The sequence below is a fragment of the Streptomyces aurantiacus genome, assembly GCF_001418335.1.
In the GTDB taxonomy this organism is placed as follows: Bacteria; Actinomycetota; Actinomycetes; order Streptomycetales; family Streptomycetaceae; genus Streptomyces; species Streptomyces aurantiacus.
On sequence record NZ_LIPP01000186.1, the window covers coordinates 1 to 20,452 of the forward strand.

Below are 20,452 nucleotides of genomic sequence, written 5' to 3' on the forward strand. Positions count from 1 at the left end.
CCCCGGAGGGAGCGGCCCGGCTGGTGGCGGCGGGATGGCTGCCGGGCCGCTCCCTCCGGGGCGAGGGCCGTCGCGAGTGATGCCGGGGACGGGCGGGCGGACGGGTCCTTGGCGAGGCACCCGGCCACCACCTCCCGCAACTCGCCCGAGAGTCCGCCCAGTTCGGGCTCCTCGTGGACCACCTTGTAGAGCAGGGAGGCCGAGGAGTCGCCGGGGAACGGGGACGATCCCGTCGCCGCGTACGCCAGTACCGCGCCCAGGGAGAACACGTCCGCCGCGCCCGTGACCCCCTTGCCGAGAATCTGCTCGGGCGACATGTAACCGGGCGAGCCGATGGAGACGCCCGTCGCCGTGAGGGACGCCGTGCCGTCCGTCGCGCGGGCGATGCCGAAGTCGATGAGCAGCGGCCCGTCAAGGGTCAGCAGTACGTTCGACGGCTTGACGTCGCGGTGGACCAGGTCCAGGCCGTGCACGGCCGACAGCGCCTCGGCGAGTCCGGCGCCCAGGACCCGTACGGAATGGTCCGCGAGGGCGCCGGAGTCGGTGACCGCCGCCGTCAGTGTGGGGCCCGCGGCGTAGCCGGTCGCGACCCACGGGACCGGGGCGTCCGGGTCGGCGTCGAGGACCGGGGCCGTGTACGCGCCGCCCACCCGCCGGGCCGCCTCCACCTCACGCCGGAACCGGGCGCGGAACTCCTCGTCGAGCGCGAAGTGCGGGTGCACGATCTTGACCGCGACCGTACGGCCGCCCGCGCTGCGGCCCAGATACACGCGGCCCATCCCGCCGGAGCCGAGCCGGCCGAGCAGCCGGTAGGGCCCCATGACCGTGGGTTCGTCGACTTCGAGCGGTCGCATGGCCACCCGCACCTCCCCCGTATCCCTCCCGTATCCCTCCCTGGCACCGCCCCAGCAGGGTAGTGGCAGCGCCGCACGTCCCCAACGGCCCTCGGTCAGCCGTCTCGCTCAGCCGTCTCGGGCAGCCGTCTCGCTCAGGGCTGCAGCAGGTCGACCTTCACGTCCGCCGCGAAGCCCGTCGTGGGGCCCACCCTGCGCGCGAACTCCGTGACCGCCTCCAGCTGCGGTCCGCCGAAGCGGAAGTCGAGCGTCGTGAAGTAGCGCTCCAGGACGCTCTCGTCGAAGGCCTCCCAGCGGGCCGCCTGCTCGGCGACCTTGCCGACCTCCTCCAGGGACAGGTCGCGGGAGGAGAGGAAGGCCTCGTGGACCTTGCGGGTGAGGACCGGCTCGCGTTCCAGGTAGTCGCGGCGGGCCGCCCAGACCGCGAAGACGAACGGCAGGCCCGTCCACTCCTTCCACAGGGTGCCCAGGTCGTGCACGGCGAGGCCGTAGCGCGGGCCGTCGAGCAGGTTGGCCCGCAGGGCGGCGTCGCCGATCAGTACCGCCGCGTCGGCCTCCTGCATCATCAGGCTGAGGTCGGGCGGGCAGGTGTAGTAGGACGGCTCGACGCCGTACCGCTCCGACAGGAGGAGCTGCGCGAGGCGTACGGACGTACGGGAGGTCGAGCCGAGGGCGACCCTGGCGCCGTCCAGCTGGTCCAGCGGGACCTGGGAGACGATGACGCAGGACATCACCGGGCCGTCGCAGCCCACCGCGATGTCGGGGAAGGCGACCAGTTCGTCGGCGTGCTTGAGGAACTCGACGAGGGTGATGGGTCCGATGTCGAGATCGCCGCGTACGAGCTGCTCGCTGAGCTTCTCCGGGGTGTCCTTGGTGAGCTCGAAGTCGAGCAGCGTGCCCGTTCTCGCGAGCCCCCAGTAGAGGGGCAGGCAGTTCAGGAACTGGATGTGGCCGACGCGCGGCCGGGAGCGGCGGGCGTCGGGACGCCCCTCGGGAGACTCAGGAGAATTGTCCACATCGCGAGGCTAGCCCCCATGGGATACCGTGCAGGCCCCAGGGTCCGGAGTCGATGCGGAAACCACTCTCCCCTGTTGTGTCAACCCCTGTGACACCGCGTAATACCTCAACGTCAGCCCTTTGTCAGCCCCTTCGGCGACCCCGTCAAACTTCCGAGTGACGTGATCTTGCCCTCTATTGCATTCGGCTGGCCTCGTGGGTAAGGTCGTCCGCAAGTTGCAGTTTGGTTTCCCTTGCAGTACAGAGCCTGCGGAGCATGTGACCGCGGGCTCTCGTCGTTTTCAGACGAATGCAGTTGTTTACAAGGTTTTGTTTACAAGCTTTTGTTTACACCTTGCAGGTTCTGGAGCAGGGCAACCCTTTGGGCCCAAGGAGGGCTTATGGCTACCGGAACCGTGAAGTGGTTCAACGCCGAAAAGGGCTTTGGTTTCATCGCCCAGGAAGGCGGCGGCCCGGACGTCTTCGTCCACTACTCCGCGATCAACGCGAGCGGATTCCGCTCCCTCGAAGAGAACCAGGCGGTTACCTTCGACGTGACCCAGGGTCCGAAGGGCCCGCAGGCGGAGAACGTCACCCCCGTCTGATCCTTCGGCTGAGTCCTGGCTCCATGAGCCCGACACTCTGATCCGGAACTAGAAGCAAGACCCAAGGAGCCCCGACACCGTCAGGTGGAGGGGCTCCTGCCTTGTACCTGCCTTCTCCTGCCTTGTACGTACCGGTCCTACCGACCGCCGGTTCTACAGCTGGCCGAGCTCCCCGTCGTACATCTCCTCGATCTCCCGCGCGAACACCCGCGTCACCACCGCCCTGCGGAGCTTCATCGTCGGTGTCAGGTGCCCGGCCGTCTCCGTGAAGTTGAGGGGCAGGACGGTGAAGCGGCGGACGGACTCGGCGCGGGAGACCAGGCGGTTGGCGTCGTCGACCGCCCGCTGGAGCACGGCGAGGAGGTCGGGGTCGGTGACCAGCGTGGCGAGCGGGACCCCGCTCTTGCCGGTCATCCGGCACCAGTGGTCCATGCCCTCGGCGTCCAGGGTGACCAGCGCGGTGACGTACGGGCGGTTGTCGCCGACGACGACGCACTGGTTGACGAGGGGATGGGCGCGCAGCCAGTCCTCCAGCGGCGCGGGGGCGATGTTCTTGCCGCTGGTGGTGATGAGGATGTCCCTCTTGCGGCCGGTGATCGTGAGGTAGCCGTCGTCGTCCAGCTCCCCTATGTCGCCGGTGGCGAACCAGCCGTCCTGGGCCGCCGGGACCACCCCGCCCGCCTGCGGGTCCCAGTAGCCGCGGAACACCTGGTTGCCGCTCAGCAGGATCTCGCCGTCCTGGGCGACCCGCACGCGGGTGCCGGGCAGCGGCCAGCCGACCGTGCCGAGGCGGGGCCGGTGCGGGTAGGTGAGGGTCGCGGCGGCGGTGGTCTCGGTGAGGCCGTAGCCCTCGTAGACCTGGATGCCGGCGCCGGCGTAGAAGGAGGCGAGGCGGCGGCCGAGCGGGGAGCCGCCGCAGATCACCTGGCGGACCTTGCCGCCGAGGGCCGCGCGGATGCGGCGGTAGACGAGGGGGTCGTAGAGGGCGCGGGCCGCCCTGAGTTTCGCGCCAGGCCCTGAGCCCGTGCCGTGCTGCTGGGCCTCCAGCGCCTCCCCGTAGCCGCGCGCCACCCGGGCGGCGCGGTCGAACGAGGCGGCGCGGCCCATCTTCTCGGCGGTCGCGCGGCCGGTGTTGTAGACCTTCTCCAGCACGTACGGGATGGCCAGGAGGAAGGTCGGGCTGAAGCCCGCGAGGTCGGCCAGCAGCTCCTCCGTACGGATGCTCGGCGCATGGCCCAGGCGGACGCGGGCGCGCATGCAGGCGACGGCGACCATCCGGCCGAAGACGTGCGAGAGGGGGAGGTAGAGGAGCGTGGACGCCGGCTCCTTGAAGGTGGACTTGAAGACGGGGTGGAGCAGTTCGACGGCGTTGTCGACCTCGGCGAAGAAGTTGCCGTGGGTCAGCGCGCAGCCCTTGGGGCGCCCCGTGGTGCCGGAGGTGTACATGATCGTGGCGAGCGAGTCGGGGCCGAGCACCCCGCGGCGTACGGCGACCTCCTGGTCCGGTACGTTCCGGCCCAGCTCGGCGAGGCGTTCCGTGTGCCCCTTCTCGAAGATCCACATGTGCCGCACGTCGGGCAGCCGGTCGCGTTCCGGGCCGAGTGCGGCGGCCTGCGAGACATGCTCGACGGCGATCGCCACCGCGCCCGAGTCCTGGAGGATCCAGCGCGTCTGGAAGACGGACGAGGTCGGATAGATGGGCACGGTGACCAGTCCCGCCGCCCACGCGGCGAAGTCGAGCAGCGTCCACTCGTACGTCGTACGCGCCATGATGGCGAGCCGGTCGCCGGGCATCAGGCCCTCCGCGATCAGCCCCTTGGCGACCGCGAGCACCTGGTCGGCGAACTCGGCCGCCGTGACGTCCGTCCAGCGGCCGTCCGGGCCCTTGCGGCTGAGCACCGGGTCGCCCGGCACCTGGTCGGCGTTGTCGAAGGGGATGTCCGCGAGCGAGCCGTGGGTCACGGGCAGGATCAGCGGGGGGACCGAGACCTCTCGTACGACCCCGTCCAGCCGCCTGACCTCGGGTTCGGGAAGGGCGGGGTGGGGGCGGGAAGAGGGATCGCGGGACACAGGCTGGCTCCTTACTTTCGTACTCCTCCCATTACGGACCTGTGAAGTGGCGGGTTCACCTGGGAAACTGCGGTGCTTGTGTGCGGAAGAGTGAGAGGTTGGTGCCCGTTCGGACGACTGCTCACCTTTTGCGTGCCCGCGCGCGAACGGGTGGGCTGTGACATCGGATTACCTAGGGTAACCTTACTCCAGAGTAAGCAAGGAGTGGGATGCCATGTCCAGCCATACCCTCACCAGCTCGCCGCCCCTGTGGCCGCTGCTTGCCCGGGGAGCGGTGCTCTCGCCGTTCAAGCGGCCCCGGACGGGGGTCACCGCGCCCCGTACCCGCCTGGTCCTCCCTGGCGTCCGGATCCACCTGGGCAGGCTCGCCGCGTACGAGCGGGCCTGCGGGTTCGGGGTCGGGGCGGACGAGCTGCCCCTGACCTATCCGCATGTGCTCGGCTTCCCGGCGGCCATGCGGCTGATGAGCGAGCGGGCGTTCCCGCTGCCGCTGCTCGGACTGGTGCACACGTCCGTGGGGATCACTCAGCGGCGGGCGCTCACGGCCACCGGGGAGTACGAACTCACCGTGTACGTCGAGGACTTGCGGCCCCACCGACACGGCACCGAGGCCGTCGTCGTGACCGAGGTGAGGGTGGCCGGCGAACTCGTGTGGGAGTCGCGCAGCACGTATCTGGCACGCCATCGCACCACGCCGGGGAGCCAGGAGAGCCAGAAGAGCCAGGAGAGCACCGGCGGGTGGGGCGCGGCTGCGGGGCGTACGCCGTTGCCCGTGCTCGCCCAGTGGCGGCTCGCGGAGGATGTCGGGCGGCGGTACGGGGCCGCGTCCGGAGATCGCAATCCGATTCATCTGTACCCGCTCACCGCCCGGCTGTTCGGCTTTCCCCGGGCCATCGCGCACGGCATGTGGACCGTGGCACGCTGCCTCGCCGAGCACGGGGCACCCCAAGCGGCCCTGCTGCGGGCGGAGTTCAGGGCGCCGGTGCTGCTGCCGGGGACGGTGACGTACGGGGCGAAGAGCAGCCGCTTCGAGCTGCGCGGGGTCGACGACGGCAACGGCAACGGCGGCAACGCCAGTGGCGACAGCGGTGGCAACGGCGGTGGCATCAGCGGCCGGTTGCACCTGACGGGAGAGGTGCTTCCGCTGCTCTGATCAGGGGCTCGCTGTCGCCGTTCTCATCAGGGACTCACTGCTGCCGTTCTCATCAAGGTCTCGCTGTCGTCGCCTCCGGGGCCGGTGCCCAGGGGCGGCCCTCCATCAGGTCGCCCAGGCCCGCCCAGGCGAAGTTCATCAAGGTCGCGGCGGCCTGCCGGGCGGAGACTCCAGGGGTGGCGTTGGCCCAGGCGGCGAGGGACTCGGCGGCGCCGACGAGGGCTTCCGCGAGGCCCGCGACCTCGCGCTCGGGCAGCGACGGGTCCCGGTGGGCCTCCCGCGCCGCGACCACGATCAACTGGGTGACGAACGCGACGATCTCCTCGCGCATCGAGGTGATCTCGGCGGCGAACGGCTCCCCGTGCGTACGCGCCTGGAGGTGCAACACCGCCCAGCCGTCCGGGTTCTGCGCGGTGTGGGTGAAGAACGCCCGCAGGCCTTCCCAGAGTTGGCGGTCGGCGGGCAGGTCCGGCTGGACTCCGGCGCGTACGGCCGTGGTCAGGGCGGCGGCCTCACGCCGGATGCACGCGGTGAAGAGGTCTTCCTTGGAGTTCAGGTACAGGTAGACCAACGGCTTGGACACGCCCGCCAGATCGGCTATCTCGTCCATCGACGCGGCGCGGTAACCCCGCTGCCCGAAGGTCCGTACGGCGGCGTCCAGCATCTGCTGTTCGCGCACGGCACGAGGCATCCGCTTGCTCTTCACTGCACCCATACAGGAAAGAGTATGTTCTGCCGGCGACCGCGTCGGGGCCGAGGCGGTAGCGCCCGGCCCGGGATGCGGTTACGTCGGGGCCGAGGCGTGGCTCGGCGTCGCGTTCAGGACGTCTGGCTCTGGGCCCTCGACGCCTCGTCCGCCACCGCGTCCTCCTGGTTGCGGTTGGCCTCCAGGTTGGTCTTCATGCGGTCGACGCGCTCGACGATCCGCATCGAGGCGCGGTCGCGCTCCTTGCGGAGGACGACGAAGCTGATGGGCGCCGAGATCAGCAGGGCGAGCATGACGATCCACATGCCGTTCGAGTCACCGAGGCCGCGCGGGGCGATACCGGAGTAGACGAGGCCCCAGACGACCACGAGGCAGCCCGCGAGGATACCTAGGCGCATCAGCGTGTAGCGGAACATCTCAATCCACTCTTCCCGTTCCGAACTTCCCAAAGGGCACCGTCCAGTGAAGCACGGGGGTGCCGCGATCTTGTAGGGGGGTGGTGCGGTGGTCCGCCCCCGGGGCATCCCTGGGGCACCCCTGAGGCACCCCTGGGCCGTCCCTCAGTGGCCGTCCCTCAGTGGACGCGGCCCAGCGACAGCAGCATCGTGATGTCGTCCCGGTCCTCGCCCGGCGCCACCCTGATCGCGTCCGGTACGCGGCCGACCTCCTTGTAACCGCACGAGCCGTAGAAGCGTTCGAGACCCTCGCCGCCGCGGCAGGTGAGGCGTACCGCCTCGATGCCCTCGATACCGCGGGCGGCGTCGGCGGCGGCCGTGAGCAGGTCGCGGCCGTACCCCTTGCCCTGGTGCCTCGGGTGCACCATCACCGTGGAGAGCCACAGCCAGTGCGCCATCAGGCGGTGGGTGTTGTGGGCGAGGAAGGCGGTCGCCGCGACGGAGCCGTCCTCGTCGCGGCCGATCAGGAGCCGGGTGCGGCCCTCGGCCATCGCGACGAGGTGCTTCATGAGTTCCGGTCGCACCGTCTCGTGCGAGACGGGGGGTACGAAGCCGACGGAGCCGCCCGCGTTGGACACGTCGGTCCACAGCCTGACGATGCCGTCGCGCAGGTCGGGATCGACGGAGGGGTCGAGCTCGAAGGTAATGGCCATTCGGCGATGTTAGCTATTACCCCGGCTGCGACTCAAGTGGCTGTTCAGCCATGACTCAAGGCGCTCGACGCCGCCGCTCGCGCTCTGTGCGTCACTCACGGGCCCAGGTGACCCGGGCCGGCGCGCACCGCGACGTGCCCAGGACCGCCGGACGCCGTAGTCCCCCCGTGGTCCCCCGTAGTCCCCCGTAGTCATGACCCGGAAGCGGAGCTCAGAGGCGCATCGCCTGCGGGGTGTCCCTGCGGTCCGTCGCCGGGCCCTCGTACTCGCGGATGATCTCGTACCGGGTGTTCCGCTCGACCGGGCGGAACCCGGCGTCGCGGATCAGGTCGAGCAGGTCCTCGCGGGTCAGTTTGTTCGGCGTGCCGTAGTTGTCGGCGTCGTGGGTGATCTTGTACTCGACGACCGAGCCGTCCATGTCGTCGGCGCCGTGCTGGAGCGCGAGTTGGGCGGTCTGGACGCCGTGCATGACCCAGAAGACCTTGACGTGCGGCACGTTGTCGAAGAGGAGCCGGGAGACCGCGAAGGTCTTCAGGGCCTCGGCGCCCGTCGCCATCTGCGTACGCGCCTGGAGGCGGTTGCGGACCTTGCCGTCCTTCATGTCCACGAAGTCGTGCTGGTAGCGCAGCGGGATGAAGACCTGGAAGCCGCCGGTCTCGTCCTGGAGTTCGCGCAGGCGCAGGACATGATCGACGCGGTGGCGGGGCTCCTCGATGTGGCCGTACAGCATCGTGCACGGGGTCTTCAGACCCTTCTCGTGCGCGAGCCGGTGGATGCGCGACCAGTCCTCCCAGTGGGTGCGGTGGTCGACGATGTGCTGCCTGACCTCCCAGTCGAAGATCTCCGCGCCGCCGCCGGTCAGGGACTCAAGACCCGCGTCGATCAACTCGTCGAGGATCTCGGAGGCGCTGAGCCCGGAGATCGTCTCGAAGTGGTGGATCTCCGTGGCGGTGAAGGCCTTCAGGGAGACGTCCGGCAGGGCCTTCTTCAGCTCGCTCAGCGACCGCGGGTAGTAGCGCCACGGCAGGTTCGGGTGCAGCCCGTTGACGATGTGCAGCTCGGTGAGACTGTCGCCCTCCATCGCCTTGGCGAGCCGGACGGCCTCCTCGATGCGCATCGTGTACGCGTCCTTCTCGCCCGGCTTCCGCTGGAACGAGCAGTAGGCGCACGACGCGGTGCACACGTTCGTCATGTTGAGGTGGCGGTTGACGTTGAAGTGGACGACTTCACCGTTCATACGGGTGCGCACCTCGTGGGCGAGCCCGCCCAGCCAGGCCAGGTCGTCCGACTCGTAGAGCGCGATGCCATCCTCGCGGGTCAGCCGCTCACCGGCCCGGACCTTGTCCTCCAGCTCGCGCTTGAGCCCGACGTCCATGCGTGTACCTCTCCTCGTGACCTGCAACCTGCGACCTGCGACCTGCGATAAGTCTTGCAACCGTACGCCCAGCGCCCTTCGGGCGGGTGGGGCCCTACGCCTCCTCGGGCAGCTCGCCCACCCGGTTCTCCCACTTCGTGGAGAGCACGATGGTGGTACGGGTCCGGGAGACGCCCTTGGTTCCCGACAACCGTCGGATGGTCCTCTCCAGGCCGTCCACGTCGGACGCCCGCACCTTGAGCATGTAGGAGTCGTCACCGGCGATGAACCAGCAGTCCTCGATCTCGTGCAGGTCCTTCATCCGGCGCGCCACGTCCTCGTGGTCGGCGGCGTCGGAGAGCGAGATGCCGATGAGGGCGATGACGCCGAGGCCGAGCGAGGCCGAGTCGACCGTCGCGCGGTAGCCGGTGATGACACCGGCGGCCTCCAGGCGGTTGATGCGGTCGGTGACACTGGGCCCCGACAGTCCGACGAGGCGTCCCAGCTCCGCGTAGGAGGCCCGGCCGTTCTCCCTGAGAGCCTGGATGAGCTGCCTGTCCACCGCGTCCATTGCGATCGATAGCCTTCCGCTGAAGAGTTGTTGGAGTTCGGATACCGCTGTGTTCGTATGCCACTGGGTTCGTATGCCGCTGGGTTCAGGTGGTGCGGGAGCCGCCGCCGAGTTCGCCCTCCCAGCGGCGGTAGAGCGTGTGTCCGACGCCCGCCGCGTCCAGCACCCGTCCGGCGACGAAGTCCACCAGGTCCTGGATGTGCGTGGCTCCCGCGTAGAACGCCGGGGAGGCCGGCAGTACGGTCGCGCCCGCGTCGTCGAGCGTCACCAGGTGCCGCAGCGTCTGACCGTTCAGCGGGGTCTCCCGGACGGCGACGACCAGCCGCCGGCGCTCCTTGAGCGTGACGCTCGCGGCGCGTTGCAGCAGGTCCTTCGAGAGGCCGAGCGCGACGCCGGCGACGCAGGCCGTGGAGGCGGGCACGATGAGCATGCCCTTGGCCGGGTACGAGCCGGAGGACGGCCCCGCCGCCAGGTCCCCCGCGCTCCAGTGCCGTACGTCGTCGACGTCGACCGTGAAGGTATCGGGCTTGCCGTCGGCTCCCCGGCTCAGCCACTCCCGCAGGTCGTCCTGCCAGTGGGCGTCCCGGAAGCTGATGCCGGTCTCGTCGAGCAGGGTGAGCCGCGAGGCCCGCGAGACGACGAGGTCGACGCTCTCACCGGCCGCGAGGAGAGCACGCAGCACGGCAGCGGCATACGGCGTTCCGGACGCGCCGGACACCCCCACGATCCAAGGCCGACGCTCTGTTTCTCCTGCGTTCACACCCTGAGCCTACCGGCGGGCCGCCCGGAGCTCAGGACCGGTGGCGCGCCTTCGGGTCCACGGGCAGGCGTGCGGTGTCGAGCCTCAACTTGCCGAGCGGTGAGTCGATGGTCAGGTCGGCGCCGTACGGGAGGACGTCACGGCCCCGGTAGCCGTCCGGGCCGGGGTTCCACATCGTGACGCAGTGTCCCTTGAGCGGGTCGACGACGAGGTAGTTGGCGATGCCACGGGATGCATACCAGCTGGGCTTGACCTCGTAGTCACGGCGGACACTGCTCGGCGACACCACTTCGACGACAAGCTCGATCAGGTCGGCGGGGTAGGCACTGCGATTCTCGTCCTCCGCTTCGGCCGGGATGACCGCGAGGTCGGGACAGAACTCGTTGTCGTCGTCGAACGGGAACGCCACGTCGCTCACGACGGCCCACCCAGAGGGCAATTGGCCTTCCAGGTCCGACCACAGACGCTGGATGGTCCTCCCGTGGAACGGCTGGACCGGGTTCGTCATGACACGGCCCTCGACGATCTCCGTCAGCCGGCCGGGAAACGAGTCCTCCGATCCGCCGATCCGCGAGTGCGGACGGTCGGCGTCCGGGACGGTCACGGTGGCCTCCCCAGGTCCTGCTCTCGACGGCAGGCAGCACGGTAGCGGAACGGCGGAACCCGGCGTCCCGGCCGTGGCCACGGAGGCCGGGACGCCGTACCTACCGCCGGGCGCCGGAGGCGATGCGCAGGGTGTCGGTGAGTGCCTGCGTCAGTTCCGCCACCAGGTGGCGTAGCTCCATGGGGCCCGCCTCGCCTGCCAGCTCGCGGGCGTGGCCGAGCAGCACGGCCGCCATGTCCAGTTGCGTGGCCTCGACCACGTCCGCCCGCCGGGAGACCGGTCCCGGGCGCCCCGGGTCCGCGACGACGTACGCGGTCCTGCCGTCCGCGTCCGGCCAGGGCAGCGGCCGGAGCGCCTCGACTCCGTCGATTCCCTCCGCCCTCTCCGACCTCTCCGCGCTCATGCGGCCGCCGCCTCGTGGGACACGTAGATCTCCCGGGGCAGATAGGGGCGCGCGAGGCGGGACGCGCTCCCGTCGAGCGGCACCTCAGCTCTGCGCGAGGTGCGCTGGAGGACGTGGCTGCGGGGCACCGGGTCCCCCTTGCGGTGCCGGCCACCGCCGCCCCTCGCGGGCGCCGATGTCCGCGCCAGGAACAGCAGTACGCCGAGGGAGGCGAGCTGAATGCTCAGCCAGGGCAGTACGAGGGGGATGGCAGGGATAAGGTCGGACATGCGTCAGCTCCTCTGAAGCTGGTGCCGTGCCCCGGGACGGTTACAGCCGTCGCCGGGGCTTTGTCTGCTCAACCTAGCGCAAGAAATATACAGAATTCTAGGGTGAACTAGAGATCGATTACCATGGCATACCTAGAACACTATGGGTGGATGGAGTTCGAGCCGGACGTACCCAGGTGGCGCCAAGTGGCAGCCGTGATCCGTAGCCGTATCGAAGACGGCACCTATCCGCCGCGCAGCCGCGTGCCGGCGGTACAGGCGATCGTCGCGGAGTTCGGCATCGCCACGGCGACCGCGGCCAAGGTGAATGTGGGCCTGAAGAAGGAGGGCCTGGTCTATACGGAGATCGGCATGGGCTCCTTCGTCTCCCCCGACGCCCCCGCCCTCATCAAGAAGGCCCGCGCCGACCAAGCCGACGCGGGCTGAGTCTCAGGAAACCGCCGGCTAGACCGTAAGGCCCCGCACCAGCAGGTCCAGCAGTGCGCACACGAACAGTGCGATGCCGATGAAGCCGTTGACCTGGAAGAAGGCGCGGTTCACCCTGGTCAGGTCGTGGGGGCGGACGATCGAATGCTCGTAGAGGAACGCGCCCGCGACGATCAGCAGGCCCAGCCAGAAGAACGCGCCCGCGTCCGTGGCCAGTGCGAACCAGACGAAGAGCGCGGTCGTGACCGCGTGGCACCCGCGGGCGCCCCAGATCGCCGCCGGGATGCCGAAGCGCGCCGGCACCGACATGACGCCGATCTCCCGGTCCGTCTTCACGTCCTGGCAGGCGTAGATCAGGTCGAAGCCGCCGATCCAGACCCCGACCGCGAGGCCGAGGATCACGGCGTCCCACGACCACTCACCGGTGATCGCCAGCCAGCCGCCGATGGGGCCCATCGCCTGCGCGAGACCGAGGATGGCCTGCGGGAAGTTCGTGAACCGCTTGCCGTACGGGTAGACCACCATCGGGATCACCGCGATGGGGGCCAGTGCCAGGCAGAGCGGGTTGAGCAGGGCCGCCGCACCGAGGAAGAAGACCACGGCCACCAGCGCGCCCGTCCAGGCGTGCTTCACCGACATGGCACCGGTGACCAGCTCGCGGTGGGCCGTACGGGGATTGCGGGCGTCGATCTCCCGGTCGATGATCCGGTTCGCGGCCATGGCGAAGGTGCGCAGCCCGACCATGGCGACGGTCACCAGGAGCAGCCGGCCCCATTGGACGTTGCCGTCCGTCAGGAACATGGCCGTCAGCGCCGCGATGTACGCGAACGGCAGCGCGAAGACGGAGTGCTCGATCATGACGAGGCGCAGAAACGCCTTGGTGCGGCCGGGCTGTGGGATGGCGGCCGATGCGCTGCTCACGAGAGTCCGTACTCCTTCCAACGGCGGTCGACCTTCGCCGCCGTATCCGGGTCCGAGAGGACCATCTCGGGCCAGCCGCCGTCCCGGGTGTAGCCCTCCTCGGGCCACTTCTTCGTGGCGTCGATGCCTGCCTTGCCGCCCCAGAACTGCTGGTACGAGGAGTGGTCGAGGTGGTCGACCGGTCCCTCGACGATGCTGAGGTCACGGGAGTAGTCCGTGTTGCCCAGCGCGCGCCAGGCCACCTCGTGCAGGTCGTGGACGTCGCAGTCGGCGTCGACGACCACGATCAGCTTGGTCAGCGACATCATGTGGGCGCCCCACACGGCGTGCATCACCTTCTGCGCGTGCTTCGGGTACTTCTTGTCGATCGCGACGATCGCGCAGTTGTGGAAGCCGCCCGCCTCGGGGAGGTGGTAGTCCACGATGTCCGGCACGATGATCTTGAGGAGGGGGAGGAAGAAGCGCTCGGTCGCGCGGCCCAGCGGGCCGTCCTCCGTCGGCGGGCGGCCGACCACGATCGACTGGAGCAGCGGGCGCTTGCGCATCGTGACGCAGTCGATGGTGAGCGCGGGGAACGGCTCCTGCGGCGTGTAGAAACCGGTGTGGTCGCCGAAGGGACCCTCCGGAAGCATCTCGCCCGGCTCCAGCCAGCCCTCCAGTACGACCTCGGCCTGCGCCGGCACCTGCAGCGGCACCGTCTTGCAGTCCACCATCTCGATCCGCCTGCCCTGGACGAACCCGGCGAAGAGGTACTCGTCGATGTCACCGGGAAGGGGTGCCGTCGAGGCGTACGTCACGGCCGGCGGGCAGCCGAAGGCGATCGCGACCGGGAGGCGCTCGCCCCTCCTCGCCGCCACCTGGTAGTGGTTGCGGCTGTCCTTGTGGATCTGCCAGTGCATGCCGATGGTGCGCTTGTCGTGGCGCTGGAGGCGGTAGAGCCCGAGGTTGCGGATGCCGGACTCGGGGTCCTTGGTGTGGGTGAGGCCCAGGTTGAAGAAGGACCCGCCGTCCTGCGGCCAGGTGAAGAGCGCGGGCAGGGCGTCGAGGTCGACGTCGTCGCCCTGGAGCACGACCTCCTGGACCGGCGCGTTGTCGGCCTTCACCTTCTTCGGCGGTACGTGCGTCATGGCGCCGAGTTTCCCGAAGGCCTCGCGCACCCCGACGAAGCCCTGCGGCAGTTCGGGCCTCAGCAGCCCGCCGATCTTCTCGCTGATCTCGTCGTACGACTTGAGACCGAGCGATTTGAGGAGGCGGCGGTCCGTCCCGAAGACGTTCATCGCGAGTGGCATCGCCGACCCGCGCACGTTCTCGAAGAGCAGCGCGGGGCCGCCCGCCTTCTGTACGCGGTCGACGATCTCCCCGACCTCCAGGTACGGGTCCACCTCTGCCTTGATGCGCTTGAGGTCGCCCTCGCGCTCCAGCGCCCGGAGCAGGGAGCGAAGATCGTCGTAAGCCATGCGTCCCAGTATCGGCTACTCGCTACCCTGGCTCCGTAACGGGGGCCGCTCATCCGGCCCCATCACCGCACGCATCTCCACAGCAGGGGGACCACCGCATGCTTCGGGTGCTGATGATCCTGGTGCCGCTGGCACTCAGCATCTATGCGTTCATCGACTGCATCACCACCGATGAGAAGGACGTCCGCTACATCCCGAAGCCCCTCTGGGCGATACTCGTGCTGCTCTTTCCGCTCGTCGGCTCCATCTCCTGGCTGGTCGTCGGCCGCGTACGCACTCCGCGCGACGCCTCCTCGGGCCGCAACGGCGGCTGGGTCGCACCCGACGACAACCCCGACTTCCTCAAGTCCCTCAAGGACGACGGCAAGAGCGACGGCAAGGACTCGGACAGCGGGGACGCGGATGACGAGTCCGCGAGCGCGGTGGACGACGACTCCCACCTCAAGGACTGGGAGGCCGACCTGCGTCGCCGCGAGGAGGAGCTGAAGCGCCGCGAGGGCGGCGGCACGGGCGGCAGCACGGGCGATGGGCCTGACGACTCGACGCCGCCGAAGTCCTGAGTTCGCCGCGAACCGGGTCAGCCCTGAGCCCTAGCCGCTGCTGGGCGTCGCCTCGGGCGCGTCCCCTGCCACCGACGGCTGGTGGGACTTCGACGTGGGCGTTGGGGTCGGGCTCGGCAGGGTGGCCGGTGCCTCCGTCCGCGTCGGCTTCGACGACGGCGACGAGCCGGGGACGTCCGCGGGCCTACCGGTCGGCGTGCTGGGGCCCGCGCTCGGTGACGTTCCGGTGGCGTAGGACTCGGCGGGCTTCGGCGTAGGTGGCGGGGTGGACGTGGCCGGAGGACTGCTCGCGGGCGGCGGAGCGAGAGGGACCGTCGGGGACGCGGGCCGGTCGGGTGCCGCCAGGCGGACCGGCAGCGCGACGAGAGCGGTGACGGCACACAGCAGGCCTGCCCCGGCCGCGGCACGCAGCAGCTTGCGGCGGGCCGCACCGCGGCGGATCGCCTCGAACCGGCCCGGCGGCGGGCCGAGGTATTCGGACGTGGGCCGCAGGATGACCGCGAGGGGGTCGTCGGGTTCGAAGTCCGGGCCGTCGTCAGAGTGTGTGATCAAGGCTTCTCCTCAGATGGGCGCGGAGCAGTTCTCGGGCCGCGTGGAGGTCGGCCTTGACGGTTCCTTCCTTGCGCCCGGTCAGCGCGGACACCTCCCGGATCGGCATGTCAGCGTAGTAGTGCAACAGGATCGGCACGCGCAGCCGTTCCGGCAGGGACTGCACGAGCAGGCGCACCGACGGGTCGGCCTGTTCGTTCTCCGGCCGGACGGCGGCCTCGACCGTCGCGCGGTGCACCGCTCTGCGTTCCCGTTCCAGCTTGCGCCAGTGGTCCCGGACGAGGTTGGCCGCGGTGACGTAGAGGAAGCCGCGAGGCTCCGCCACGGAGGTCCAGCGGGCCCACAGCCGGGTGAACGCCTCCGAGGCGACCTCGTGGGCGGTCTCGTCGTCGTCGACCAGGCGGCGGCACCAGCCGGCGAGTCGCGGGTAGAGGGCAGCGAACAGCTCGGTCGCTGCCTCCTCGCGTGACCGTTTCAACGCTCTCCATGGTCGTGATGACCCTCGTGGGACTCCGCGGGAACTCGAACTCCCTGGATGTCATGAGGGAGGATCCCGGGCCGTCGGCGTACGGTTCCACCGGCCCGGAATCCGGAGTGGGTCAAAGGCTGCCCAAGGTGCTCAGCTCACCTCAGCTCACCTCACCTCAGCTCAGTTCGGCGAAGACGATCACGCTGTCGCGGTACCCGTCGCCGCTGCGAGGGCCCCCGCACGTGATGAGCCGCAGCTCGGGACGGCCCACGTCCCCGTAGACGTCGTCCGTCGGGAACTCCGCCTGGGCGACCGTGCGTACGTCACTGACGGTGAACCGGGCGTCCTTGCCGTTCTCCAGGCGCACCACGATCTCCTCGCCCCGCCGCAGCCGCGAGAGACGACGGAAGACACCGTCCCCGTAGTCACCGACCGTGACATGGCCGAGGATCACCGAAGGGCCCACCTGGCCCGGTGTCGGCGAGTGCTGGTACCAGCCCGCGCGGTCGTCGGCCTCGATCGGAGGCACCTGCACGCTGCCGTCCGAGGCCAGCCCCAGCCGCATGACCGGGGTGTCGACCTCGATGGCGGGAATACGCAGTGCAACGGGGACCGAGCGCCCGAGGGCGTGCCCCGCCTGCCCGGAGGCCTGCGGTGTCTTCCCGTTCCCGGCGGAACCCGAAGGCGGTGGCGTGCTCTCGCCACGAGCGGTGCCGGCTCCGTCGGCCTTGCCGTCCGCGTCTCCGCTCCCGCCCCCGCCGCAGCCCACGAGCAGGGTGGCCATCGCCGCGGTGACGAAGACGCGCCTGGAGGGCCCGCGCCCGGAGGGCGGTGTCACGCTCCGGTCGCCTGCCGACGGCGTACGACGTAGACCGCCGCGCCGCCCAGCACGAACACCGCGGCGGCGCTTCCGCCGATCAGGCCGCCCTGGCCACCGGACTCCGACGACCCCTCACCGGTGTCGGGCGCTCCGCTCGGTACGACGGAGACCTCGGCCGGCGCCTTTGAACCCCCGGTGCTCGGTTCGGGGGTCGCGGGCTTGGGCTCGGCCGAGGTGGGGGCGTCGGACGGTGCGGTGCTCGGGGCCTCCGTGGCGGTGCCAGGAGACGGAGACGTCCCGTCGGCGAACGCGGGGACCGTGCTCGCCAGCACGGCGGTGCACGCAAGTGCCAGGGCGCTGAGGACAGTTCGGCGCATGAAGTGCTCTCTCTCATCGGTCCGCCCGCACAAGTGACGCGGCGGACGGCTGCGTTACGGATCGAGCGGAGAGACGAGGCAGCGGCGGACCAGGTTGTAAAGAACTGGCAAAGCCCTCGGACGCGTACGGCGACGGCCGCGCGAGGCGCCGCGCCGCACCGCACCGCACTGCTCGCTGTCGGCACCGTTCGTTGTCCGGCTCCAGGACGAGCTCTGTCCTATATGGCTCCTACCGTCGGTCGGGAACGGATTCACCGTTGCCCCATCACCTGGAGTGCCCGATGAGCCATGTCACCAGCAATCAGCCGGACGGTACGCCCACGTGGATCGACCTCCGTGTGCCCGACCTGGACCGCGCGTCGGCGTTCTACGGCGCGCTCTTCCGCTGGGAGTACTCCTCGGGAGCGGCGGGCGGTCCGGACGCGGCCGGCGGTTCGGGCCTGGGCACGGTGTGTCTGCTGCGCGGCAAGCCGGTCGCGGCCATTGCACAGGCCCCGGCCATCACGGGCTCCGGTTCGGATTCCGGCTCGGGCTGGACCATGTACTTCGCCACCGCGGACTGCGACGGCGCCGCCCGGCGGGTCGAGGAGGCGGGCGGTTCGCTGATCGAGCCGCCGACGGACATCGGGGATCTGGGCCGCGCGGCCGTCGCCGAAGACGCGGTCGGGGCCCGCTTCGGGCTCTGGGAGGGGCGTACGCACCTCGGCTGTGAGGTCGTCAACGAGCCCGACTCGCTGGTCCGCAACGACCTGGTCACACCGGATCCCGGGCCGGCCCGGGACTTCTACACCGCCGTGTTCGGCTACACCCTCGACCGCAACGAGACGCTCCCGGACCTCGATTTCACCTTCCTGCGGCGCGGGGACGGCCACGAGATCGGTGGGATCTTCGGATCCCCGGCCGCCCGGTCCTCGGCCTGGGCGACCACCTTCGAGGTGGCCGACACGGACGCGGTGGTCCACCGTGCCATCGCGGCCGGCGGCACCGCGGGCGCACCGGAGGACACCCCCTACGGCCGTATGGCCACCGTCACCGACCCCTTCGGTGTGGAGTTCTCGGTCATCAGGAGGCTCTGAGCACCCGCGGCTTCGGTCGCCCCCGCCCGTATCCGGGTGTGCGCGTCGCGCACGTTCGCGCCGTTCGACGGGTACGTTCCGGACGTTGCCCCCGTCGACGACAACCCGGCACTCCGGAACGAGGACATCGGTGAATTCGGTGAATGATGACGCCGTAAACCCCAACAGCCCCCGCATCCCGACCATCGACCTGAGGCCGTGGCTCTCCGGCGACCCCGAGGCCCGTACCCGGATCGCCCGTACGGTCGACGACGCGCTGCGGATCGCCGGGTTCCTGCTGGTGACCGGTCACGGCGTCGATCCGGCCCTGCGCGCGGGCGTCCGGGCGGCGGCCCGCGCCTTCTTCCTGCTGCCCGCCGAGGCCAAGGAGCCGTACGCGGTGAAGGTCGGCGGCCGGGGCTGGCTCGGGCCGGGCGCCGAGGCCAACGGCTACTCGGAGGGCACGCGGACCCCGCCCGACCTGAAGGAGTCCCTGACCTTCGCGACGCACGAGCCGTTCGACGACCCGACGACCAACACGGAGTGGTACGCGCCGAACGTCTGGCCCGCGCAGGCGCCCGGCCTCCAGGCCCTGTGCGAGGAGTACCTGGCGCGGATGGGCGAGCTGGAGAACCATCTCCTCGCCCTGCTCGGTGAGGCGCTGGGCATGGCACCCGACTTCTTCACCCGGCACATGGATCATCCGACGTACGGCTTCAACATCAACTGGTACCCGGGCATCGAGGTCGTCGGGGAGCCCGCGGAGGGCCAGTTCCGTATCGGCCCCCACACCGACTTCGGCACGGTCACCATCCTCGACCGGCAGGCCGGCAAGGGCGGGCTGCAGGTCTACACGGACGAGGGCGGCTGGGAGGACGCGCCCTTCGACCCGGCCGCGTTCACCGTCAACATCGGTGATCTGATGGCCCGTTGGACCGGCGACCGCTGGCGTTCGGGCCGCCACCGCGTGCTGCCCCCGCCGGCCGACGCACCCACCGAGGAGCTGATGTCCCTCGTCTACTTCGGCGAGTGCACACCGGGCACCCGCGTCGAGTCGGTTCCGGCCCCGGTGGGACGGGTGGCGTACGAACCCGTCGACTCCCACGTGTACCTGCGGGCGAAACTCGACTCGATCACGGTGGAGCCTCAGACCCCGGCGTAGGAGTGCTTGCCGGTGACGAAGATGTTCACGCCGTAGTAGTTGAACAGCCAGCAGGCGAAGGCGATGAGCGCGATGTACGCGGCCTTGCGGCCCTTCCAGCCGGCCGTGGCGCGGGCGTGCAGGTAGGTGGCGTAGGCGACCCAGGTGATGAAGGACCAGGTCTCCTTGGGGTCCCAGCCCCAGTAGCGGCCCCACGCGTCGCCCGCCCAGATGGCACCGGCGATGATCGTGAACGTCCACAGCGGGAAGACGGCGGCGTTCACGCGGTACGAGAACTTGTCGAGCGACGCCGAGGCGGGCAACCGCTCAAGGACGGAGGTCGCGAAACGGCCCGGCTTGCCGCCGGTCGCGAGCTTGTTCTCGTACGAGTCCTTGAAGAGGTACAGGAGCGTGCCGACGGCGCCCACGTAGAAGACCGCGCCGCAGAAGATCGCCGTGGAGACGTGGATGTAGAGCCAGTACGAGTGGAGGGCGGGCACGAGCTGGTCGCTGGCGGTGTACAGGACCGTGACGGCGAGGCCGAGGTCGAGCAGGACCGTGGTCACCAGGAAGAGGCCCATCCAGCGGACGTTCTTCTTCATCGCGAGGAGCGCGAGGTACACACCGACGGCGACGGTGGAGAAGGTGATGTTGAACTCGTACATGTTGCCCCACGGCGCCCGCTGCACCGACAGGGCGCGGGCGAGCACGCCGCCGAACGCGATGAGGAAGGCGAGCACGGTGAGGGAGATGGCGATGCGCCCGTAGAGGTCCCCCTGCTCGTCCCCGCCGTGCGCGCCGGGTCCGTCCGGCACGTCCCGCGCGCCGGCCGCGGCCCGCGTGACGACCTTGGGCCGCTCCAGCACGGCGGTGCCGCCGGCGTTCTGCACGGTGACCGCGGGGGCCCCGGCCTTCTTGGCGCCTTTGCCTTCCTTGCCCTCCTGGCCGGCGGCGGTCAGCGCGGCGGCCGTACGGCCGACCTTGCTGCGGCTGCCGAGCAGCCATTCGGCGATGTACGCGAAGAAGGCCAGCGTGTAGACGGCCATCGCGGAGTAGATCAGCGTGTTGCTGACGTTCGCGAGGTGCTCGTTGGTCGCGGCGGCGAGGTCGGTCGTCGCGGTGGCCAGGTCGGTCGCGGCGGCGAGATCGGTTGCGGCGGCGAGAGTCATCTGGTCTCAGCCCCTTCGGCAGGTACGGCGGGGGGTTCGGGGGTGGGTTCGGGAG

The 20,452-nt window shown here is 70.1% G+C and carries 25 protein-coding genes; 6 read left to right on the forward strand and 19 right to left on the reverse strand.

Annotated features, from left to right (window positions below; translation table 11 throughout):
- Positions 1 to 854: serine/threonine-protein kinase (locus AOK01_RS24025; RefSeq protein WP_157871468.1), on the reverse strand; the 854-nt coding region annotated here is incomplete at its 3' end.
- Positions 855 to 988: 134 nt separating this feature from the next.
- On the reverse strand, positions 989 to 1,870 hold the full coding sequence (locus AOK01_RS24030; protein ID WP_055515097.1) for a menaquinone biosynthetic enzyme MqnA/MqnD family protein: 882 nt from the start codon (positions 1,868 to 1,870) through the stop codon (positions 989 to 991).
- Positions 1,871 to 2,251: 381 nt separating this feature from the next.
- Between AOK01_RS24030 and AOK01_RS24035 the strand changes: the two genes are divergently transcribed.
- Positions 2,252 to 2,455 carry a cold-shock protein gene (locus tag AOK01_RS24035; protein WP_033319512.1) on the forward strand — a complete coding sequence of 68 codons (204 nt, stop codon included), beginning with the start codon at positions 2,252 to 2,254 and terminating at the stop codon, positions 2,453 to 2,455.
- Positions 2,456 to 2,608: 153 nt separating this feature from the next.
- Here the strand turns inward: AOK01_RS24035 and AOK01_RS24040 are convergent, their stop codons facing one another.
- Positions 2,609 to 4,525: an AMP-dependent synthetase/ligase gene (locus AOK01_RS24040; RefSeq protein WP_055515099.1), complete on the reverse strand. Its 1,917-nt coding sequence runs from the start codon at positions 4,523 to 4,525 to the stop codon at positions 2,609 to 2,611.
- A 214-nt stretch (positions 4,526 to 4,739) separates the two neighbouring features.
- On the opposite strand from AOK01_RS24040, the gene AOK01_RS24045 reads away from it, so the two are divergent.
- Positions 4,740 to 5,678 (forward strand): MaoC/PaaZ C-terminal domain-containing protein, encoded by a 939-nt coding sequence (locus AOK01_RS24045; protein WP_055515100.1) that lies wholly within the window; start codon positions 4,740 to 4,742, stop codon positions 5,676 to 5,678.
- Between the two features lie 52 nt (positions 5,679 to 5,730).
- Here the strand turns inward: AOK01_RS24045 and AOK01_RS24050 are convergent, their stop codons facing one another.
- The 9 genes from AOK01_RS24050 to AOK01_RS24090 all read right to left on the reverse strand — a co-directional run bounded on the left by AOK01_RS24050 (position 5,731) and on the right by AOK01_RS24090 (position 11,453).
- Positions 5,731 to 6,393, reverse strand: coding sequence for a TetR/AcrR family transcriptional regulator (locus tag AOK01_RS24050; protein WP_055515101.1), 663 nt, complete (start codon positions 6,391 to 6,393; stop codon positions 5,731 to 5,733).
- A 104-nt stretch (positions 6,394 to 6,497) separates the two neighbouring features.
- A complete protein-coding gene (locus AOK01_RS24055; protein WP_055515103.1) occupies positions 6,498 to 6,800 on the reverse strand; it encodes a DUF4229 domain-containing protein in 303 nt (100 codons plus the stop codon).
- Positions 6,801 to 6,958: 158 nt separating this feature from the next.
- A complete protein-coding gene (locus AOK01_RS24060) occupies positions 6,959 to 7,492 on the reverse strand; it encodes a GNAT family N-acetyltransferase (protein ID WP_055515105.1) in 534 nt (177 codons plus the stop codon).
- A 211-nt stretch (positions 7,493 to 7,703) separates the two neighbouring features.
- The gene (gene mqnE / locus AOK01_RS24065) at positions 7,704 to 8,867 is read right to left on the reverse strand and encodes an aminofutalosine synthase MqnE (protein ID WP_055515107.1); all 1,164 of its coding nucleotides are present in this window, start codon (positions 8,865 to 8,867) and stop codon (positions 7,704 to 7,706) included.
- Positions 8,868 to 8,961: 94 nt separating this feature from the next.
- Positions 8,962 to 9,417, reverse strand: coding sequence for an Lrp/AsnC family transcriptional regulator (locus AOK01_RS24070; RefSeq protein WP_055515109.1), 456 nt, complete (start codon positions 9,415 to 9,417; stop codon positions 8,962 to 8,964).
- A gap of 85 nt (positions 9,418 to 9,502) precedes the next feature.
- Positions 9,503 to 10,177: a UbiX family flavin prenyltransferase gene (locus tag AOK01_RS24075; RefSeq protein ID WP_079103698.1), complete on the reverse strand. Its 675-nt coding sequence runs from the start codon at positions 10,175 to 10,177 to the stop codon at positions 9,503 to 9,505.
- 31 nt (positions 10,178 to 10,208) lie between these two features.
- Positions 10,209 to 10,781 (reverse strand): Uma2 family endonuclease, encoded by a 573-nt coding sequence (locus AOK01_RS24080; RefSeq protein ID WP_055515112.1) that lies wholly within the window; start codon positions 10,779 to 10,781, stop codon positions 10,209 to 10,211.
- Positions 10,782 to 10,881: 100 nt separating this feature from the next.
- Positions 10,882 to 11,184 carry a hypothetical protein gene (locus AOK01_RS24085; RefSeq protein ID WP_055515114.1) on the reverse strand — a complete coding sequence of 101 codons (303 nt, stop codon included), beginning with the start codon at positions 11,182 to 11,184 and terminating at the stop codon, positions 10,882 to 10,884.
- Positions 11,181 to 11,453: a hypothetical protein gene (locus AOK01_RS24090; RefSeq protein ID WP_055515116.1), complete on the reverse strand. Its 273-nt coding sequence runs from the start codon at positions 11,451 to 11,453 to the stop codon at positions 11,181 to 11,183. Before AOK01_RS24090 ends, AOK01_RS24085 begins: the two co-directional genes overlap by 4 nt.
- Positions 11,454 to 11,603: 150 nt before the next feature.
- Here AOK01_RS24090 and AOK01_RS24095 point away from each other — a divergent pair, with 150 nt between their 5' ends.
- The gene (locus tag AOK01_RS24095) at positions 11,604 to 11,879 is read left to right on the forward strand and encodes a GntR family transcriptional regulator (protein WP_063792852.1); all 276 of its coding nucleotides are present in this window, start codon (positions 11,604 to 11,606) and stop codon (positions 11,877 to 11,879) included.
- A gap of 18 nt (positions 11,880 to 11,897) precedes the next feature.
- Here AOK01_RS24095 and mqnP read toward each other — a convergent pair whose 3' ends face one another.
- Both mqnP and AOK01_RS24105 read right to left on the reverse strand, forming a co-directional pair.
- Complete coding sequence (gene mqnP / locus AOK01_RS24100; protein WP_055515118.1) at positions 11,898 to 12,800, reverse strand: menaquinone biosynthesis prenyltransferase MqnP; 903 nt, start codon at positions 12,798 to 12,800, stop codon at positions 11,898 to 11,900.
- Positions 12,797 to 14,257, reverse strand: a complete 1,461-nt coding sequence (locus AOK01_RS24105) for a menaquinone biosynthesis decarboxylase (RefSeq protein ID WP_055515120.1) — start codon at positions 14,255 to 14,257, stop codon at positions 12,797 to 12,799. The genes mqnP and AOK01_RS24105 overlap by 4 nt, the downstream gene beginning before the upstream one ends.
- A 98-nt stretch (positions 14,258 to 14,355) precedes the next feature.
- On the opposite strand from AOK01_RS24105, the gene AOK01_RS24110 reads away from it, so the two are divergent.
- On the forward strand, positions 14,356 to 14,817 hold the full coding sequence (locus tag AOK01_RS24110) for a PLD nuclease N-terminal domain-containing protein (RefSeq protein ID WP_055515121.1): 462 nt from the start codon (positions 14,356 to 14,358) through the stop codon (positions 14,815 to 14,817).
- Positions 14,818 to 14,847: 30 nt separating this feature from the next.
- Here the strand turns inward: AOK01_RS24110 and AOK01_RS45325 are convergent, their stop codons facing one another.
- From AOK01_RS45325 to AOK01_RS24130, 4 genes are all read right to left on the reverse strand, one after another.
- Complete coding sequence (locus AOK01_RS45325; RefSeq protein WP_055515123.1) at positions 14,848 to 15,369, reverse strand: hypothetical protein; 522 nt, start codon at positions 15,367 to 15,369, stop codon at positions 14,848 to 14,850.
- On the reverse strand, positions 15,353 to 15,844 hold the full coding sequence (locus AOK01_RS24120; protein ID WP_055515125.1) for an RNA polymerase sigma factor: 492 nt from the start codon (positions 15,842 to 15,844) through the stop codon (positions 15,353 to 15,355). The genes AOK01_RS45325 and AOK01_RS24120 overlap by 17 nt, the downstream gene beginning before the upstream one ends.
- Positions 15,845 to 16,010: 166 nt before the next feature.
- Positions 16,011 to 16,619, reverse strand: coding sequence for a class F sortase (locus AOK01_RS24125; protein ID WP_055515134.1), 609 nt, complete (start codon positions 16,617 to 16,619; stop codon positions 16,011 to 16,013).
- Between the two features lie 50 nt (positions 16,620 to 16,669).
- Positions 16,670 to 17,032, reverse strand: coding sequence for a hypothetical protein (locus tag AOK01_RS24130; RefSeq protein WP_055515126.1), 363 nt, complete (start codon positions 17,030 to 17,032; stop codon positions 16,670 to 16,672).
- Between the two features lie 281 nt (positions 17,033 to 17,313).
- On the opposite strand from AOK01_RS24130, the gene AOK01_RS24135 reads away from it, so the two are divergent.
- Both AOK01_RS24135 and AOK01_RS24140 read left to right on the forward strand, forming a co-directional pair.
- Entirely contained in the window at positions 17,314 to 18,108 is a 795-nt protein-coding gene (locus AOK01_RS24135; RefSeq protein WP_055515128.1) for a VOC family protein, read from the forward strand.
- Between the two features lie 139 nt (positions 18,109 to 18,247).
- Positions 18,248 to 19,249 carry an isopenicillin N synthase family dioxygenase gene (locus AOK01_RS24140; RefSeq protein ID WP_055515130.1) on the forward strand — a complete coding sequence of 334 codons (1,002 nt, stop codon included), beginning with the start codon at positions 18,248 to 18,250 and terminating at the stop codon, positions 19,247 to 19,249.
- On the opposite strand, the gene ccsB is transcribed toward AOK01_RS24140, so the two are convergent.
- Positions 19,234 to 20,397: a c-type cytochrome biogenesis protein CcsB gene (gene ccsB, locus AOK01_RS24145; protein ID WP_079103699.1), complete on the reverse strand. Its 1,164-nt coding sequence runs from the start codon at positions 20,395 to 20,397 to the stop codon at positions 19,234 to 19,236. The two genes, AOK01_RS24140 and ccsB, sit on opposite strands and share 16 nt — an antisense overlap.
- Between the last annotated feature and the right edge of the window lie 55 nt (positions 20,398 to 20,452).

Bases quoted from the DNA above. Each gene is read 5' to 3' on its own strand.
- mqnE (WP_055515107.1), bottom strand. From the start codon at position 8,867: ATGGACGTCGGGCTCAAGCGCGAGCTGGAGGACAAGGTCCGGGCCGGT.
- AOK01_RS24105 (WP_055515120.1), bottom strand. From the start codon at position 14,257: ATGGCTTACGACGATCTTCGCTCCCTGCTCCGGGCGCTGGAGCGCGAG.
- AOK01_RS24130 (WP_055515126.1), bottom strand. From the start codon at position 17,032: ATGCGCCGAACTGTCCTCAGCGCCCTGGCACTTGCGTGCACCGCCGTG.
- AOK01_RS24050 (WP_055515101.1), bottom strand. From the start codon at position 6,393: ATGGGTGCAGTGAAGAGCAAGCGGATGCCTCGTGCCGTGCGCGAACAG.
- AOK01_RS24070 (WP_055515109.1), bottom strand. From the start codon at position 9,417: ATGGACGCGGTGGACAGGCAGCTCATCCAGGCTCTCAGGGAGAACGGC.
- AOK01_RS24035 (WP_033319512.1), top strand. From the start codon at position 2,252: ATGGCTACCGGAACCGTGAAGTGGTTCAACGCCGAAAAGGGCTTTGGT.
- AOK01_RS24090 (WP_055515116.1), bottom strand. From the start codon at position 11,453: ATGTCCGACCTTATCCCTGCCATCCCCCTCGTACTGCCCTGGCTGAGC.
- AOK01_RS24095 (WP_063792852.1), top strand. From the start codon at position 11,604: ATGGAGTTCGAGCCGGACGTACCCAGGTGGCGCCAAGTGGCAGCCGTG.
- AOK01_RS24045 (WP_055515100.1), top strand. From the start codon at position 4,740: ATGTCCAGCCATACCCTCACCAGCTCGCCGCCCCTGTGGCCGCTGCTT.
- AOK01_RS24110 (WP_055515121.1), top strand. From the start codon at position 14,356: ATGCTTCGGGTGCTGATGATCCTGGTGCCGCTGGCACTCAGCATCTAT.
- AOK01_RS24085 (WP_055515114.1), bottom strand. From the start codon at position 11,184: ATGAGCGCGGAGAGGTCGGAGAGGGCGGAGGGAATCGACGGAGTCGAG.
- AOK01_RS24060 (WP_055515105.1), bottom strand. From the start codon at position 7,492: ATGGCCATTACCTTCGAGCTCGACCCCTCCGTCGATCCCGACCTGCGC.
- AOK01_RS24125 (WP_055515134.1), bottom strand. From the start codon at position 16,619: ATGGCCACCCTGCTCGTGGGCTGCGGCGGGGGCGGGAGCGGAGACGCG.
- AOK01_RS24055 (WP_055515103.1), bottom strand. From the start codon at position 6,800: ATGTTCCGCTACACGCTGATGCGCCTAGGTATCCTCGCGGGCTGCCTC.
- ccsB (WP_079103699.1), bottom strand. From the start codon at position 20,397: ATGACTCTCGCCGCCGCAACCGATCTCGCCGCCGCGACCGACCTGGCC.
- AOK01_RS24135 (WP_055515128.1), top strand. From the start codon at position 17,314: ATGAGCCATGTCACCAGCAATCAGCCGGACGGTACGCCCACGTGGATC.